Below are 15,949 nucleotides of genomic sequence, written 5' to 3' on the forward strand. Positions count from 1 at the left end.
TTATCTCGCTTTATGCTGGATTCCCGCTTTCGCGGGAATGACATAAAACGATCCATGCAACAAGACTGAAATATATAGGGAATGACATCAAAATAAAAAAATGAAAGAGAAAATATCAAATTTTGTAACACTTGATTTCGGTAGTAGTAAGATTGCCGTAATTGCTGCCTATATTAGTAAAAAAGGTGAAATTAAAGTAGCTAGCCAAAATTTGCATCATTCTAAAGGTATTAAATCAGGAGTTATATCAGATTTAAAAAATGCTGAAACTAGCATTGTTTCGGCAATTTATGCACTTGAAAAAGATTGCGGTAAAAATATAAAAAAAGTTATATTATCGTTATCAGGTGCCGACACTAAATCTTATTATATTAATTATACCATTAAAGTTAACGGGCAAACCGTAACGCAGCAGGATATTAAAAAGTTACTACAAAAAGCATTACTTGAGTTTAAAGTTAAAAACCAAGAAATTATTCATTATTTTCCTCTTGAATTTACCCTTGATAATAATTCAGTCGAGAATCCTATAGGTATGTACGGTAGAGAGCTTAGTTGTGAATTACATATTATTGCAGCTAGTGCAAATATGTTATCAAATATTGTACAATGCTTCGCTAAATGTCATGTTGAAGTCACAAATATTACTCTAGCAATTTATGCTTCTGCTATTAGCTGTCTTACGAATGATGAAAAAAATCTAGGCTCGCTTATTATAGATATGGGCGATAAAACTACCTCTTTCGGCATTTTTTTTGCCGGTAAATTAATATATACGGGGCATGTAAATATAGGTAGTTTTCATATTAGCTCGGATATTGCTAAAGTCTTTGGTATTGATCTTGTTACGGCAGAGAAATTAAAAATTTTATACGGTAATGCAATTATACCTTTATTTGAGAAAGATAGTATTATAAATATGGATGATTTTCAGGTTGATACTCATCATAATTTAAATACTTCCGTAACAATTTATAAATTAGCCGAGGTAATAAGAGCAAGAGTCGAAGAAATATTATCAATGGTAAAAGCCGAATATGATAAAGCAACAAAAGGGCAGGTTGAAGTTTTTAGAGTTGTAATTACCGGCGGTGGATCTCAGCTTAGAGGACTTAAAGAGCTTTCAAATAAAATTTTTGAAAAACAGAGTAGAATCGGTAAACCGGAGATTATTGCCGGTTTTACAGAAGATTATAATCCGGCTATGTATTCAGCAACTATAGGAATGCTAAAAATTCATGCTCTAAAACAGCAAAAAGAATTCGCTCATATTAGACTTGATGAAAATAGCAGCTTCTTTAAAAAAGCTTTTGATTGGTTTAAAGAGAATGTTTAGAGATGTTGATAGATATCAAATCGTCATTGCGAGGAAATTACGTAAGTAATTGACGAAGCAATCCAGTTAAAAATTCTGATTTACAGAATTTTTTTAATCTTTTTCTAGATTGCAACAATGCTTCGCTCCTCGCAATGACGATCCAATATTACCCGGCAGCTGGGGTAAAGCCAAAAGCCGATTCTTCTCCTATTACAGGCATAAGATCATTTTCGAGATTACTAACTTCAGTAGATTCATTTAATTCAGGCAAAGTAATGTTTGAAGTAATATTAAATTGTTTTATATATTTAATAGCTTCTTTAGCTAGTTCAATATCATATTTTTTGGTTATTACCTCATAGCAGCGTTCATGATCTTCAGGTTTAATATTCTTGATATTAATCTTTGTAAGCAATTTTGGTAAAATTTCTAAATTATTTTCTTCTAGTGCAAGAAAAATTTTTAACATTGAGATTTTACTTTTATTTATTAATTCATCTATAAAAGATGTTTGTGCTTTTTCTCTAATAACATAGTTTAAAGCTAGATCAAAATTACCGTTATATACTTCTTCAACATGAAGAGTTGTTAAAATGATTAGGCACAATGGTTTGAAAATTGTCATTTACCAATGAAGAAATTTTATTTTTATATTTTTCAATATTTTCAAAAAATATTCGTATAGAATCAGTAAATGTCTCAAAATTCGCATAAAATTTATTGTTACTTACAACAGAATGCATAAATTTCCACAGTCGTTCAATTGGATTCAAATTAGGACTATATGCTGGCAAAAATAGTAACTCTATTTTGCTGTATTGTAGATATTCTTTTACCTTTTTTGACCTATGATATCCAGCATTATCGCATATCAAATAAATCTTACTTTTATCTTGATTATTTGCTTCTAATTTCTTTAAAAATTCAATAATATAATCACCATTAACCCTTAGGATTGTCAGTTGTTACTACCTCTAAATCCTTAAGATTAATAGCACCAATAATATGTTTACGCTTCCAACCACTGAAACTTGGTAATGTTTTAACTACATTCTTTCTAATCCAACCAAATCTTGCTCGAGTTTGGTATTGAGGATGAACACTATCCATAAAATAAATAGACTCATCTTTAGCTAAATTATTTTTTAGCAAACTATATTGCAGCTTAAATTCCTCTTGCTTAGCTAAATCTATTTTTCCAGGAATTAACTTAGGTTTCTGATAACTAAAACCAAGTCTGTGTAACAGCTTGATTACCCCAGCTAATGTATAGATTACTCCATATTGACGTTCTATGAACAAACCTATATCTCTAGCATACACATAATTATTATTTTCTAGATGCACTATTAACTCTGCTTCCTCCTGTCTAGTAAGTTTACTATCACTACCGCCATTTCCAGGCTTAAGCTTCTGAGCATTATGATAATCTATTAAATGTTTTCTTATCCCTCCCCATCACTCAGTAATAACACTTTCGATATCTCATCAATACTATAGCTATCATCATACATGAAAACAGCTTTGATTCTATCACAAATCCTCTTATCCCTTTCGCTTCTATGGTAAAGCTTTAATTCTTCTTTTTCTACTGATGTTAATTTTCTATAAATCCATTCTTACTTAATAACACTTGCTGACTTCTTTGACAATTTTTCATTTACTAGAGGTATACGTTCTTATATACTTCTTTAACTTGAAAAGTTGGAAAATGAATATTTAGATGAGCGAATAATCAATGTTCTTATGGATAATTAATATCTAATACTACCAATTCTTCAGGTAAAAGAAGTATATAAGGTGAGGAGCGGAGCGTATACTTAATACGTGAGCACCGCAGCTCTTATGATACGACGTAGCCAATTTTTCAAATTAAACGAGTATACAATTAAAATCTATATAGTTTATACTTAATAAAATACCAAAAATGATAAGCTACAAAACTACCGACTACGGCAAAAACGGAAAATAAGAAATCACTGCCGTTAATGGTGCCGTAAGGTACATGAGATGATAAAGCTCCGGCATATATACCGATGCTGCACATTGAAAAATACGAAAATAAAGCTGTTCTAAGTTCGTAATCTCTAAATTTATCAATTAGTACTAAAATATTGCAAATATAAATGGATCCTAAACAACTACCGATTAGTATTATATATAATATATTAAGATTTTTACTAGTTCCATGAAGCGGTAGTAAAATAAAGCAGACGAGCAGAATTATAGTTAGTAATAAATTAGCCAAATATTTATTTACTTTGCTTAATATGTAGCATATAGGAATTATAGAAAAACATATTGCTAGGAAAATATATTTTAATATGAGTCTTAAATTAATTAATGCTAATTCTTTCTTTAATGCAAAAGCTTCATAATACCATAATATATCCAATGTGACATAAGCAACTACGAAACCTGTCAATAATTGTAATTCGACATTTTTTATTAAGGATGAGAATTTTGAATTTAGATTTAATTTATGAGATGTGGGATTATAATGCAGAAATTCGGTTAGTATATTAATACAATATAACAATGCACAAATTACTATAGTATTATTTGTAGGTTTTATAAATGGATTTAATAAATCTACCATTAAGTTTCCACCCGCCCATAACAACATTATACAAGCTAAAAAAAAATATTTCTTTTCTTTGCTACTCTCAATAATGTCTAATGTTATAGAAGTGAAATATAAAAATGTTCCAAAATTAATTAAAATAAAATTAATTTTAATTAGAGTATAATTATTTAATAAAATGAGGTTTATTGTACAAATAATTAATAAAGATAAGCTAATTAAAATAATTTTCTTATTACTTAATCTATTAATTAACTGTGTTAAGGCAAAGCCTGCGATTATCGAACCTATAAATTTAGTTTGATTTATATGATTTATTTGTTCTCCGCTTAGATTTTTATTTATCAGTAAAAAGATTTTAAAATTATAAAAATTTATAGCATTGATACAGGAAAAAATAAATATTCCCAAAAGCGAGAAAAAAATAGTTTTATAATTGTTTTTTAAAGTCATAAATTAAGTGTTTGCTAAACATAAATACATGGTATATAACTCATAATTATAATGATTAAGATTATTATCTTAAAAATTAAAGAGATTCGTAATTCCATTATTTAAGTATATATGGATAGTTATTAGATTATCAGCTTTTAATCAAGTATGGTAGTCTTATTTATAATTTGTATATAATTATTGTTTAATTTTAAAAAAATTAATGAATTAAATAATATGAAAATATTTTAATGTAAGAAAAATAATAATATATTTTTTAGTATTTTAAAGAGGTGTTATTTGAAGTTTATCTAGAATTTCATTTTTGCTCTTTAATCATAGATAAATTATCTATTTAAATAAATTAATACAAGATAAACAATGATTTTTCTTAAGATACAAGCATTATATTAATTATTTGTTCTTCAAGTTAGTGAGCAAGATAAATGAATAAAAAGATTATAATTGATGCTAATTTTCCAAGCGAAACAAGAGTAGTTTTATTAGGACAAAGCAACAATATAGAAGATATTGAATTTCAAACAACTGTAAGACAACAAAATAAAGGTAATATTTATTTAGCAAAAGTCACAAGAATAGAACCATCGCTACAAGCTGTTTTTATAGAGTACGGAATGGATAAAAGTGGATTTTTACCGTTTAGTGAAATCCATCCTAACTATTACAATTTATCTGCCTCAGAGAGAAATTTTCCGGTTAATGCTTTTCCTGAAATAGCTCTTTCAAATATTACGGTTGAGGATGATAAAGAGAAACCGGCTGCTATATATGATTCTTTGGTTGATAGTGAAGAAATTGACCTAAAAACCATAGAAGATTTAGTAGAGAGTAAATTCCAATCAGAACTTAATTTAGAAGCGGCTGACGATATTGAAATTATTCAAAGCGGTGTTGAGCAGAACGTTCCACAATATAAACAATATAAAGTTCAGGATGTAATAAGAAAAAACCAAATATTATTAGTACAGGTTACTAAGGAAGAACGAGGAAATAAATGTGCCGCTTTTACTACTTATATATCCTTGGCTGGTAAATATTGTGTTTTAATGCCTAATAAAGGTTCGCAAAACGGCATATCACGTAAAATATCAAACGGGGAAGAAAGAAAAAGACTGAAAGATATTTTAAATAAAATAGTAAGCGGTGACAAAAATGCTTACAGCGTCATTGTTAGAACCGCTGGTAGAGGGAGTAGCACCTTAGATTTGAAGAAGGACTATAATTATTTAGCAAGGTTATGGAATAAAATTCGTAAAAGTACTATTAAATTTCCGGCTCCGTGTTTTATTCATGAAGAAGATAGTATAATACGTAAAACCATACGTGATATGTGCGATCACAATGTTAAAGAGGTGGTAATTCAAGGACAAGAGGCTTATGAAGACGCTTCAAAATTTATGCAGGATTTATTACCTTCAGAGCTTTCAAAACTTAAAGAACATAAAAATAAAACTCCTATATTTACTAAGTTTCAAGTAGAAGAGCAATTAGTTAAATTATATCAGCCTGTCGTGACACTACCTTCAGGGGGATATATCGTTATTAATCCTACAGAAGCTCTTATTTCAATTGATGTAAATTCCGGTAAATCAACTTCTGAAAAAAATATTGAAGAAACGGCACTAAAAACTAATTTAGAAGCAGCCAAAGAAGTAGCGAAGCAAGTAAAGCTTAGAGATCTATCAGGTTTGATAGTTGTTGATTTTATAGACATGAGTGAAGCTAAGAATCGTAAAATTATTGAACGATCCTTTAAAGAGTTTTTAAGTCGTGACCGTGCTCGTATACAAACCGGTAATATTAGTCAGTTGGGACTACTTGAATTCTCAAGGCAGAGATTACGTTCTTCTTTCTTAGAAACTAATTCGGCAATTTGTTCTCATTGCAACGGTAAAGGAGTCATTAGAGCGAGTGATGCTAATGCTATGTTAATTTTACGTACTATAGAGAATGAAATTTTTGAAGAAAGAATTGATGTAATAAATGTTTTTACCAATATCGTTTCAGTTATTTATCTACTTAATAATAAACGTGCTGAGATAAAATTTATTGAAGAAAAATATAATATAAAGCTTAATTTTTATTCTGATCCTAATGCTACATCAGATAGTTATTCGATTGAAAAAGTGAAGCTGTTGAAGAAAAATAATAATAATGTTAATCCTGTTAAGCCGGTAATTCAGAATCATAGTGCCGATTATACTGAAGAAGAGCCGAAAAAAGAACAGTTACGCAAAAATAAACATAAATGGAAAACAGCTAATAATAGTAATAATATTGCTAATGAAGTAAAAGACAAGAGTTTAGATGTAAAAGAACCGGTAGAGCAAACCGTAAGCGTTGTGGAAGAGGTGAAAGTTGTAGAAAGTAATGCCGGCTTAGAAGAGGCACAAGCTGTTCCAAAAAAGACAAAACGTAGATATCGTAATAAAAAATCAAATAAGAAACGTCCTGCTAATACCGCCGAAGATACGGAAAAGAATGTAGAGTCTTGATTAATATGTCATTCCTGCGAAAGCAGGAATCCATACTACTTTAAAGATTTTTAAAAGCTCGATATATCTTGCTTTATGGTGGATTTCTGCTTTCGCAGGAATGACATTGAACACTTTTCTTGATCCACGCAACAATACCCGCTCGCAATGACGAGGCAACAAAATAAAAACATAAACTTAAAATAAAAGTGCAGAAGAGTTTAATTACAAAATGGTTGTTTATAAGTTGTATAATGGTCATAGCGATGATTGTTATAGGGGGGATAACAAGGCTTACAGGTTCTGGTTTATCTATAGTTGAGTGGCGTCCGGTAACCGGTATTTTGCCGCCTTTTAGTTTTGAAAGCTGGCAAGCGGAATTTGCTAAATATAAAGCTTTTCCTGAATATAACTCCGTTAATTATGGAATGACTTTATCGCAGTTTAAGTTTATTTATCTGTTAGAGTTTATACATCGGTTACTCGGTAGAATTACAGCTTTAATATATATTGTACCTTTAATATATTTCTATTTTAAAGATGTTATAAAAAATCGTGACATACTACCTTATATAATTGCGTTGCTATTATTTTGCGTACAAGGCTTTATGGGGTGGTATATGGTTAAAAGTGGGTTATTGAATAGCCCGTCCGTTAGTCATTTTCGGCTTGCTTTTCATTTAATTATTGCCGTAATTATTTATCACATACTTTTTTATCAATTAATAAAAAATCATTGTGATATTTTGTTAATACCGTCACAAACAGATTTAAAATTACCATTAATATTTTCCGGTATTGCTATTACTGTAATATATGTGCAAATTTTTTTAGGGGCGATGGTTGCAGGGCTTGATGCAGGGCTGATATATAATAGTTTTCCGCTCATGGGTGATAGTTTTATCCCGATGGAGATAAAAGATAATTTCTTTAATCTTGCAAATTTGCATGATCCGGTTTTTATACAATTCATACATCGTTTAGGCGGCTATAGCGTATTTTTGGTTGTTGTAGTTTTGGTAATTTGCTTGTTAAAAATAGCACATCCGAAATTAAATAAGATAGCGTATTTTCTAATGATTGCATTATTGATGCAGATATCTACCGGAATAATTACTCTTTTATACTCTGTACCTATAATAATTGCCTCTATACATCAGCTTTTTGCTATAATCCTTTTATCTATAATAATTTGGTGCTATTTTTTAATAAAAACTAGTTAAAATATTACTGTGGTTAAGTCGGTGTTACCCGTGTGGATCGTTTTATGTCATTCCCGCGTAGGCGGGAATCCAGTAAAACCTATAAAAAACTTGTTTTTATAGGTTTATTTTTAAAATAAATAGTTTCTACATCGATATTTGAAGTTGTTTTTCTGGATCCCCGCCTACGCGGGGATGACATCGAGTAGGTTTTGCGATCCATGCAATGATGCCAATGCCATACAACAACACAATAAAAAGCTCTAAATGATCATCGATGTCAATACTCCTATTTCTTCTAGATTAGATAAATATTTAAAACGTCTATATCCGTTATTGACTCAAGGAGTAATAGAGAAAGCATTACGTCAAAAACAAATTACCGTTAATTCTCAGAAAGCAGAAGCGAGTTTAAGAGTAAAGGGCGGCGATAAAATTTTTATTAACGATAAGTTTAATTTACCTGTTAAGCAACCCGAAAAATTAGTTTTTACCGATGCTGAAATTAAACTAGCGAAAAAAATTACTACCGATTATCTGATATATGAAGATGATAATTTAATAGCTATAAATAAACCTGCAGGTCTTGCTACTCAAGGTGGCAGTAAAATAAATTTATCCATTGACTCTGCATTAAAATATTTGAATTATAAAGGTGCTGATTTTAAGCTAGTACATAGGTTAGATAAAGAAACAAGCGGTTTGCTCTTAATAGCCAAAAATTATTTAAGTAGTGTAAAACTTCATGATGCTTTTAAAGAAAAATTGGTTGTAAAAACATATTTTGCTGTAACCTATGGAAAGCCAATTAAAAATGTAGGAGAAGTTAGAAGTAATATAGAGAAGAGTAAGGGAAGTACACCTAAAATTACTGATATTTATAGTGAAAATGGTAAACTTGCCATTACTTATTATAAATTACTTAAATCACTTGATAATAACTTATTTTTAATTGAATTTACACCGGTTACAGGTAGAATGCATCAACTAAGGTTGCATGCTAAATTATTAGGTTGCCCGATAGTTGGGGATGATAAATATGGTAATAAAGAAATAATGCCGTATAGTAAATATATGTTCTTGCATGCTAATAATATATGTTTATCTGAAAAGATTTTTGGTAAAGAGATTAATTTAGAAGCAAAATTACCGTTTTATTTTACTGATAAGTTTGTGGAGTGTTGAAGTTATGATTCGTAGATATTTTTTATTGCTGCTTTTTTTTATTACTAATAGTATTGATTGTTTTGCAGATATACAGCAAAGAATCAATGAAGCAGAAAAAGAATATATAAGTAATAGATTTTTAAATGCCGTTTTTATGTTTGCTGATGATTATAAACCTTTATTAACCGGTGCTAAAGGAATCTTTGCTTTAAACGGTGAGCAATTAAAAGCAAATGAAATGATGCCTATTGCTTCTGCTACAAAGCCTTTTACAGCAGCAGGAATTTTAAAATTACAAGAACAGGAATTATTAAATATTAACGATAAAATCTATAAATATCTTGATCCGGAAATGTGGGGTGGAAAAGTACCGGATTGGGCGTATAAAATATCTATCCATAATTTATTAACGCATAGTAGCGGTATTGCTGAATATTTTAGTTTTGTTAAACTTGATTTAAATATGCCTAAGAAAGAGATTCACAAGAAAATATTACAATTTGTTTCTCCTAAACCTTTAGAAATATCTATAGGGAAAAAATTTAAATATAGTAATACTAATTTTGTTATACTCGGTATGATTATCGAAAAGGTGGCTAAAAAAGATTTAGCTAACTTTTTTTATGATGAATTTTTTAAACCTCTTAATATGAAATCTACTAGCTTTGCTTCATATAGTGAAGCCGCTAGAATACAAAAAAATGTTATTAGTTCTAATTATCCGGTAAGATATTTTTTAACGCCTAATAATAGTAATAAACCTATATTTACTCCTGTAACTGCTAATTTTTTAGCAGTTCCTTGTACTGATGGCGGTATAATATCAACACCAAACGATCTAGTTAAATGGTATAGGGCATTAAATGAGGGGAAAATTCTTTCTAAGAAGTCGTATAAACTTATGACTACTAAATATTTTTTAGCAAAAGATATAGAAGGGCGTAAGTCTTATATGGGTTACGGTATTTTCCTTACGGATCTTGATTCTAAGCATTTAATGGTTCATTATACCGGAAAAGCCCTTGGAATACAAAGTGAAGTAGGATATGTTTTGCCTGATAATCTTTATTTTGCTATACTCAGCAATACTATGATTAAAATTCCTGAAGAGGAAAAAGATAAAATTGATATGAAGAATCCTTTAAATCAACTTGGAATAATTTATTTCAGAGATGCAATAATAGGGGCAGCTATAAAGAATTAAATAGACTTGTTGTATAACCTATCTTATAAAGAGAAATTTGAAGGAAACACGGAATGCAGCACCGCAGCGTACATTTAGTACGTGAGGATGCGAGTACCGGATTGACATACAAATTACCTTTAGAAGGAGGTTATACAACAAGTTTAATGAAGATAGTTACTTGGAATATTAATTCATTGCGTCTGCGGATCGATTTATTAAGAAAGTTAGCACATGAACATCAGCCGGATATTATTTTACTTCAGGAAACAAAAGTAGATGATTCGCTATTTCCTCTTGAAGTTATTAAAAATATAGGCTATGAACATGTCATATATTCAGGGCAGAAATCATATAACGGTGTTGCTATTATTTCAAAATTTCCTTTGAATAATGTTTTTTCATTGGAGTTATATAATAGTGATAAAAGGCATATAGCAGCTATAGTTAATGATATAGAAATACATAATTTTTATGTTCCTGCCGGTGGTGATATACCTGATATAGAGGTAAACTTAAAATTTAAGCATAAGCTCGAATATGTAAGGTTAATGCAGGAATGGTTAACTACTAACCGTACTAAAAACGATAAAATTATCATTGTTGGGGACTTGAACATTGCACCGCTAGAACATGATGTATGGTCTAGTAAGCAGTTGAGAAATGTTATCAGCCATACCGATATTGAACGCTCGTTATTGGTAGAGCTACAAAACTCGTTAGGTTTTATTGACAGTAGTAGACATTTTGTTCCGTTTGATGAAAAATTCTATACTTGGTGGAGCTATAGAAATATAGATTGGAAAAAATCTAACAGAGGTAGAAGGCTTGATCATATTTGGGTTAGCGATAATTTAAAAGATGCATTATTTTCTATCCATTTGTTGTCGGAAGCACGTGATTGGTCGCCACCTTCGGATCATGTACCGTATTTTGTGACTTTGGATGTCATTCCCGCGGAAGCGGGTAAAACCTACTGTGTCACCCCGTGGCTTGACAGAGGTAAAACTGAACCATGCAACAACACTACGCGGGAATGACATAGAACTAAAAATCTTAAGGAGTAATTAGTGGATATTAAACCAAAAAAATATAAGCCGACAAAGGAAGAATATATAAAAAGCTTTAAAGATATGCTACTACTGCGTCGTTTTGAAGAGAAATGCGGGCAGTTATACGGTATGGGAGAAATAGGCGGTTTTTGTCATTTATATATAGGACAAGAAGCAGTAATTTCTGCGGTAGATATGGTTAAACAAAAAGGCGATAGCACTATTACTAGCTATCGTGACCATGCTCATATTATTTTAGCAGGAACAGAGCCTAAATATGTTCTTGCCGAGCTTATGGGGCGAGCTACAGGCTGCTCGAAAGGTAAGGGTGGTTCGATGCATTTATTTGACGTACCGAACAAATTTTACGGTGGGCACGGTATAGTCGGAGCTCAAGTACCTATAGGCACAGGGCTTGCTTTTGCTGAGAAATATAATGGTACGAATAATATTTGCTTTACTTTTTTAGGTGACGGTGCGGTTAATCAAGGTCAAGTATATGAAGCCTTTAATATGGCTGCTTTATGGGGTTTGCCGGTAGTTTATATTATCGAAAATAACGAATATTCGATGGGAACGTCTGTAGCACGTTCTACCTTTATGCGTGATTTATATAAGAAAGGGGAATCGTTTGGGATTAAAGGATTTCAGCTAGACGGTATGGATTTTGAAGAAGTGTATAATGGAGCTAAACAAGCAGCAGAATATGTTAGAGAAAATAGCTTTCCGTTAATATTGGAGGTAAAAACTTATCGTTATCGTGGGCATTCGATGTCCGATCCGGCAAAATATCGTAGTAAAGAAGAAGTTGAGCAATATAAAGAACGTGATCCGCTAGTGATAATAAGAAAAACGATACTCGATAATAAATATGCAACTGAAGCGGATTTAAAAGAAATAGAACAGTCGGTAAAAGAAATTGTGAAAGAAGCAGTAGAATTTTCAGAAAACTCACCACTACCTGATGAGAGGGAGTTGTATACGAATATTTGTCATACCGTGGCTTGACCACGGTATCCAGTAACCACCATTGTTGTCATCCTAGCTCACTTGTAGCGGGATCCAGTTAAAAATACTAAAATTATTAGTATTTTTATTGTTTTTTGGATACCGTGGTCAAGCTACTAGATGACACCGAACGGATTTTTCGGTTCACGCGGGAATGACATAGGCACTATAAGAATGACACAAACTTTAATTCAAATAAAAAAGAAAAATGCAAATAACGGTACGTGAAGCATTGCGTGATGCGATGCAAGAAGAGATGATAAGAGACGACAAGGTTTTTGTCATAGGCGAGGAAGTTGCAGCATATCAAGGAGCTTATAAGGTAACTCAAGGATTACTAGAGCAATTTGGTCCTAAGAGGGTAATTGATACACCGATAACGGAATATGGTTTTGCAGGGCTTACAGTTGGAGCAGCTTTTGCGGGACTTCGCCCGATTGTGGAGTTTATGACCTTTAACTTTGCTATGCAAGCCTTTGATCATATAGTAAATTCAGCTGCAAAAACGCATTACATGTCAGGTGGGCAGGTCAAATGTCCGATAGTATTTAGAGGACCAAACGGAGCAGCAAGTAGAGTAGCCGCTCAACATAGCCAAAATTATACAGCTTGTTATTCTCATGTTCCAGGGTTAAAAGTAGTAGCCCCTTATAGTGCCGAAGATCATAAAGGACTTATGCTTACGGCTATTAGGGACGATAATCCCGTTATTTTTTTAGAAAATGAAATTTTATACGGTCATAGTTTTGACGTACCGGAAACAATCGAGCCTATACCTTTTGGTCAGGCAAAAATTTTAAGAGAAGGTAGTAGTGTCACTATAGTAACTTTCTCGATTCAAGTAAAACTTGCCCTAGATGCCGCAAATATTTTACAGAATGATAATATTGATTGTGAAGTTATTGATCTTCGCACTATTAAACCGCTTGATACGGATATAATAATAGAATCAGTGAAAAAAACTAATCGTGTAGTTATAGTAGAAGAAGGTTGGTTTTTTGCCGGCGTTGGAGCAAGTATAGCCTCTATTGTTATGAAAGAAGCATTTGATTATTTAGATGCACCGATAGAGATTGTCAGCGGTAAAGACGTACCGCTTCCTTATGCCATTAATTTAGAAAAATTAGCTTTGCCGAGCGAGAGCGATGTAATAGAAGCCGTTAAAAAGGTTTGTTATTATAGTGTTTAGGGATATTTATGTCATCCCCGCTAGGCATTGTTGCGTGGATCAATTTTACCTCTGTCATCCCGTGGCTTGACCACGGGATCTAGTTAAAAATACTAAAATTATTAGTATTTTTTATTGTTTTTATGGACCCCGTGGTCAAGCCACGGGGTGACACAGTAGGTTTTACCGGTCTACGCAACAATGCCTCCTCGCGAAAGCGGGGATCCAGTAAAACCTATAAAAAACTAGTTTTTTTAGGTTTATTTTATCAAATATATAATGTTTGTATCAATATTAAGGCTATTTTTTCTAGATTCCCGCTTTCGCGGGAATGACAGTGGGATCGCCGCAACAAGGTTACATTTTTAACTAGTAATATCTTTCTACTTCGCAGCTCTTTTACGGTCGTTAGGGTCAAGTAGAGCCTTACGCAGACGAATAGATTTCGGTGTTACTTCAACCCTTTCATCATCCTGTATATAGCTGATTGCCTGCTCTAGAGTTAAAAGCATCGGCGGCGTTAGTCTTATAGCCTCATCTTTACCCGATGCTCTAACGTTGCTGAGTTGCTTTGCTTTTAGCGGATTTACCTCTAAATCATTATCACGATTATGTTCGCCGATAATCATGCCTCTATATACTTTATCGCTAGGGTTTATAAACATTTTTCCCCTTTCTTCTAGATTCCATAGAGCATATGCGACTGCTGCCCCGTCACCGTTAGAGATAAGTACGCCGTTGCGTCTTCCCTCGATAGCTCCTTTATAATAGGCATATCCGTGGAAAATACGATTCATAATCCCCGTGCCTCGTGTTTCGGTTAAAAACTGACTGTGATAGCCGATTAACCCTCTAGAGGGTCCGATAAACGTAACACGGCTTTTACCTCCGCCTGACGGTCTCATATCAGTCATTTCGGCTTTTCTAAGTGCTAAAGATTTTACGACCACTCCGACATAATCATCATCAACGTCAACTTGAATTTCTTCCATCGGTTCTTGTTTATTACCTTTCTCATCGGTTTGGAATAATACTTCGGGTCTACTGATAGATAGCTCAAACCCTTCACGACGCATAGTTTCAATTAAGATACCAAGCTGTAATTCTCCTCGTCCTGCAACTTGGAAAGCATTTTTTTCAGCAGCTTCGGTAACTTTTAGTGCGACGTTGCTCTCAAGCTCACGCATTAACCTAGCTCCAATCAAGCTTGATGTAACTTTTGTCCCTTCACTTCCTGCAAGCGGTGAGTCATTAACGCTAAAAGTCATGGATAAAGTTGGGGGGTCAATAGGTAGAGACGGTACAGCTTCGGTTACTTCAGGTGAACAAATAGTATCGGCAACGTTGGCGTTTTCAACGCCTGCTACGGCAATAATATCGCCGGCTGTAGCCTCATCTATAGCGATTCTCTCTAAACCTCTAAATGCTAATATTTTAGTGATACGTCCGGTTTCAAGTACTTTATTCTCACGATTTAATACTTTTACGTTTTGGTTGATTTTAACAGTACCGCTTTGTACACGCCCCGTTAAAACCCTACCGAAGAAAGAATTATATTCTCTAGTAGTAACAAGCATAGAAAACGGTGCTTTATCGTCAGCTGCGGGTTTTGGTACATGTTTTACTATGAGATCAAACAGCGGTGCTAGATCCTCTGCTAAATTGTCTAAAGGATTAATTTTATCATCAAATGTTAAAGAAGCTTTTCCTGCTCTACCTGATGCGTAAACTATAGGGAAATCAAGCTGATCGTTATTTGCCTCAAGTGCCACAAATAGCTCGAATACTTCGTCGATAACTTCTTTAATTCTTTGGTCGTCTCTATCGATTTTATTAATAACAACGATAGGTTTTAAGCCGAGATTTAAAGCTTTAGAAAGCACGAATTTTGTTTGCGGCATTGGTCCTTCAGAAGCGTCGACAAGTAACACAACACCGTCAACCATGCTTAATATGCGTTCTACTTCACCGCCAAAATCAGCATGTCCAGGTGTATCAACGATATTAATACGGATATCGTTCCACATAAGAGCAGTGCATTTGGCTAGTATTGTTATTCCACGCTCACGCTCAAGGTCGTTAGAGTCCATAGCACACTCGGCTACTGCTTGGTTAGTTCTAAATGTTCCGCTTTGTTTAAGCATGTTATCAACAAGCGTAGTTTTCCCATGATCAACGTGGGCAATAATTGCTATATTACGAATAGATGTCATCTTTAAAAATTCTCTCAAGTTTACAATAGTTTTCCGTATTATACACTAAAATACCAAAAATTGGAATAAAGTTCTTGAAAAACTAATTGATTTAACTACAAAATAAAAATTACTAAGAATATTTAAA

General features: G+C 32.6%; 14 protein-coding genes and 2 pseudogenes. 9 read left to right on the forward strand and 7 right to left on the reverse strand.

Translation table 11 applies throughout. The annotated features are described in order from the left end of the window. Positions 1-100 precede the first annotated feature (100 nt). Entirely contained in the window at positions 101-1,336 is a 1,236-nt protein-coding gene (gene ftsA / locus AC5584_RS02400) for a cell division protein FtsA (RefSeq protein WP_499216727.1), read from the forward strand. Positions 1,337-1,484: 148 nt separating this feature from the next. Here the strand turns inward: ftsA and AC5584_RS02405 are convergent, their stop codons facing one another. From AC5584_RS02405 to AC5584_RS02420, 4 genes are all read right to left on the reverse strand, one after another. Then, entirely contained in the window at positions 1,485-1,943 is a 459-nt protein-coding gene (locus tag AC5584_RS02405; RefSeq protein WP_499216728.1) for a hypothetical protein, read from the reverse strand. Next, positions 1,891-2,280 carry an IS630 family transposase gene (locus tag AC5584_RS02410; protein ID WP_499216917.1) on the reverse strand — a complete coding sequence of 130 codons (390 nt, stop codon included), beginning with the start codon at positions 2,278-2,280 and terminating at the stop codon, positions 1,891-1,893. The genes AC5584_RS02405 and AC5584_RS02410 overlap by 53 nt, the downstream gene beginning before the upstream one ends. Beyond that, positions 2,261-2,641, reverse strand: a complete 381-nt coding sequence (locus AC5584_RS02415; protein WP_499216729.1) for a winged helix-turn-helix domain-containing protein — start codon at positions 2,639-2,641, stop codon at positions 2,261-2,263. Before AC5584_RS02415 ends, AC5584_RS02410 begins: the two co-directional genes overlap by 20 nt. A gap of 565 nt (positions 2,642-3,206) precedes the next feature. Beyond that, positions 3,207-4,355: an MFS transporter gene (locus AC5584_RS02420; RefSeq protein WP_499216730.1), complete on the reverse strand. Its 1,149-nt coding sequence runs from the start codon at positions 4,353-4,355 to the stop codon at positions 3,207-3,209. A 425-nt stretch (positions 4,356-4,780) separates the two neighbouring features. Between AC5584_RS02420 and AC5584_RS02425 the strand changes: the two genes are divergently transcribed. After that, entirely contained in the window at positions 4,781-6,850 is a 2,070-nt protein-coding gene (locus tag AC5584_RS02425) for an Rne/Rng family ribonuclease (protein ID WP_499216731.1), read from the forward strand. Here the strand turns inward: AC5584_RS02425 and AC5584_RS02430 are convergent, their stop codons facing one another. After that, complete coding sequence (locus AC5584_RS02430) at positions 6,851-6,985, reverse strand: hypothetical protein (RefSeq protein ID WP_499216732.1); 135 nt, start codon at positions 6,983-6,985, stop codon at positions 6,851-6,853. It lies immediately after the preceding gene. Between the two features lie 53 nt (positions 6,986-7,038). Between AC5584_RS02430 and AC5584_RS02435 the strand changes: the two genes are divergently transcribed. The 7 genes and pseudogenes from AC5584_RS02435 to AC5584_RS02465 all read left to right on the forward strand — a co-directional run bounded on the left by AC5584_RS02435 (position 7,039) and on the right by AC5584_RS02465 (position 13,630). Then, on the forward strand, positions 7,039-8,052 hold the full coding sequence (locus tag AC5584_RS02435; protein WP_499216733.1) for a COX15/CtaA family protein: 1,014 nt from the start codon (positions 7,039-7,041) through the stop codon (positions 8,050-8,052). A gap of 246 nt (positions 8,053-8,298) precedes the next feature. Beyond that, positions 8,299-9,216 (forward strand): RluA family pseudouridine synthase, encoded by a 918-nt coding sequence (locus AC5584_RS02440; protein WP_499216734.1) that lies wholly within the window; start codon positions 8,299-8,301, stop codon positions 9,214-9,216. Positions 9,217-9,220: 4 nt separating this feature from the next. After that, entirely contained in the window at positions 9,221-10,402 is a 1,182-nt protein-coding gene (locus AC5584_RS02445) for a serine hydrolase domain-containing protein (protein WP_499216735.1), read from the forward strand. Next, positions 10,403-10,512, forward strand: a pseudogene (locus AC5584_RS02450) (palindromic element RPE1 domain-containing protein); the annotation flags it as partial. Between the two features lie 36 nt (positions 10,513-10,548). Beyond that, the gene (gene xth / locus AC5584_RS02455; RefSeq protein ID WP_499216918.1) at positions 10,549-11,421 is read left to right on the forward strand and encodes an exodeoxyribonuclease III; all 873 of its coding nucleotides are present in this window, start codon (positions 10,549-10,551) and stop codon (positions 11,419-11,421) included. Positions 11,422-11,451: 30 nt separating this feature from the next. Further along, positions 11,452-12,441: a pyruvate dehydrogenase (acetyl-transferring) E1 component subunit alpha gene (gene pdhA, locus AC5584_RS02460; protein ID WP_499216736.1), complete on the forward strand. Its 990-nt coding sequence runs from the start codon at positions 11,452-11,454 to the stop codon at positions 12,439-12,441. Between the two features lie 208 nt (positions 12,442-12,649). After that, the gene (locus tag AC5584_RS02465) at positions 12,650-13,630 is read left to right on the forward strand and encodes a pyruvate dehydrogenase complex E1 component subunit beta (RefSeq protein WP_499216737.1); all 981 of its coding nucleotides are present in this window, start codon (positions 12,650-12,652) and stop codon (positions 13,628-13,630) included. Positions 13,631-13,643: 13 nt separating this feature from the next. On the opposite strand, the pseudogene AC5584_RS02470 reads toward AC5584_RS02465, so the two are convergent. Next, a pseudogene (locus AC5584_RS02470) lies at positions 13,644-13,820 on the reverse strand (tRNA lysidine(34) synthetase TilS); the annotation flags it as partial. Positions 13,821-13,992: 172 nt separating this feature from the next. Next, on the reverse strand, positions 13,993-15,822 hold the full coding sequence (gene typA / locus AC5584_RS02475; RefSeq protein WP_499216738.1) for a translational GTPase TypA: 1,830 nt from the start codon (positions 15,820-15,822) through the stop codon (positions 13,993-13,995). Positions 15,823-15,949: the final 127 nt, after the last annotated feature.

This window comes from Rickettsia endosymbiont of Villa modesta (genome assembly GCF_964026485.1).
GTDB lineage: Bacteria > Pseudomonadota > Alphaproteobacteria > Rickettsiales > Rickettsiaceae > Rickettsia > Rickettsia asembonensis.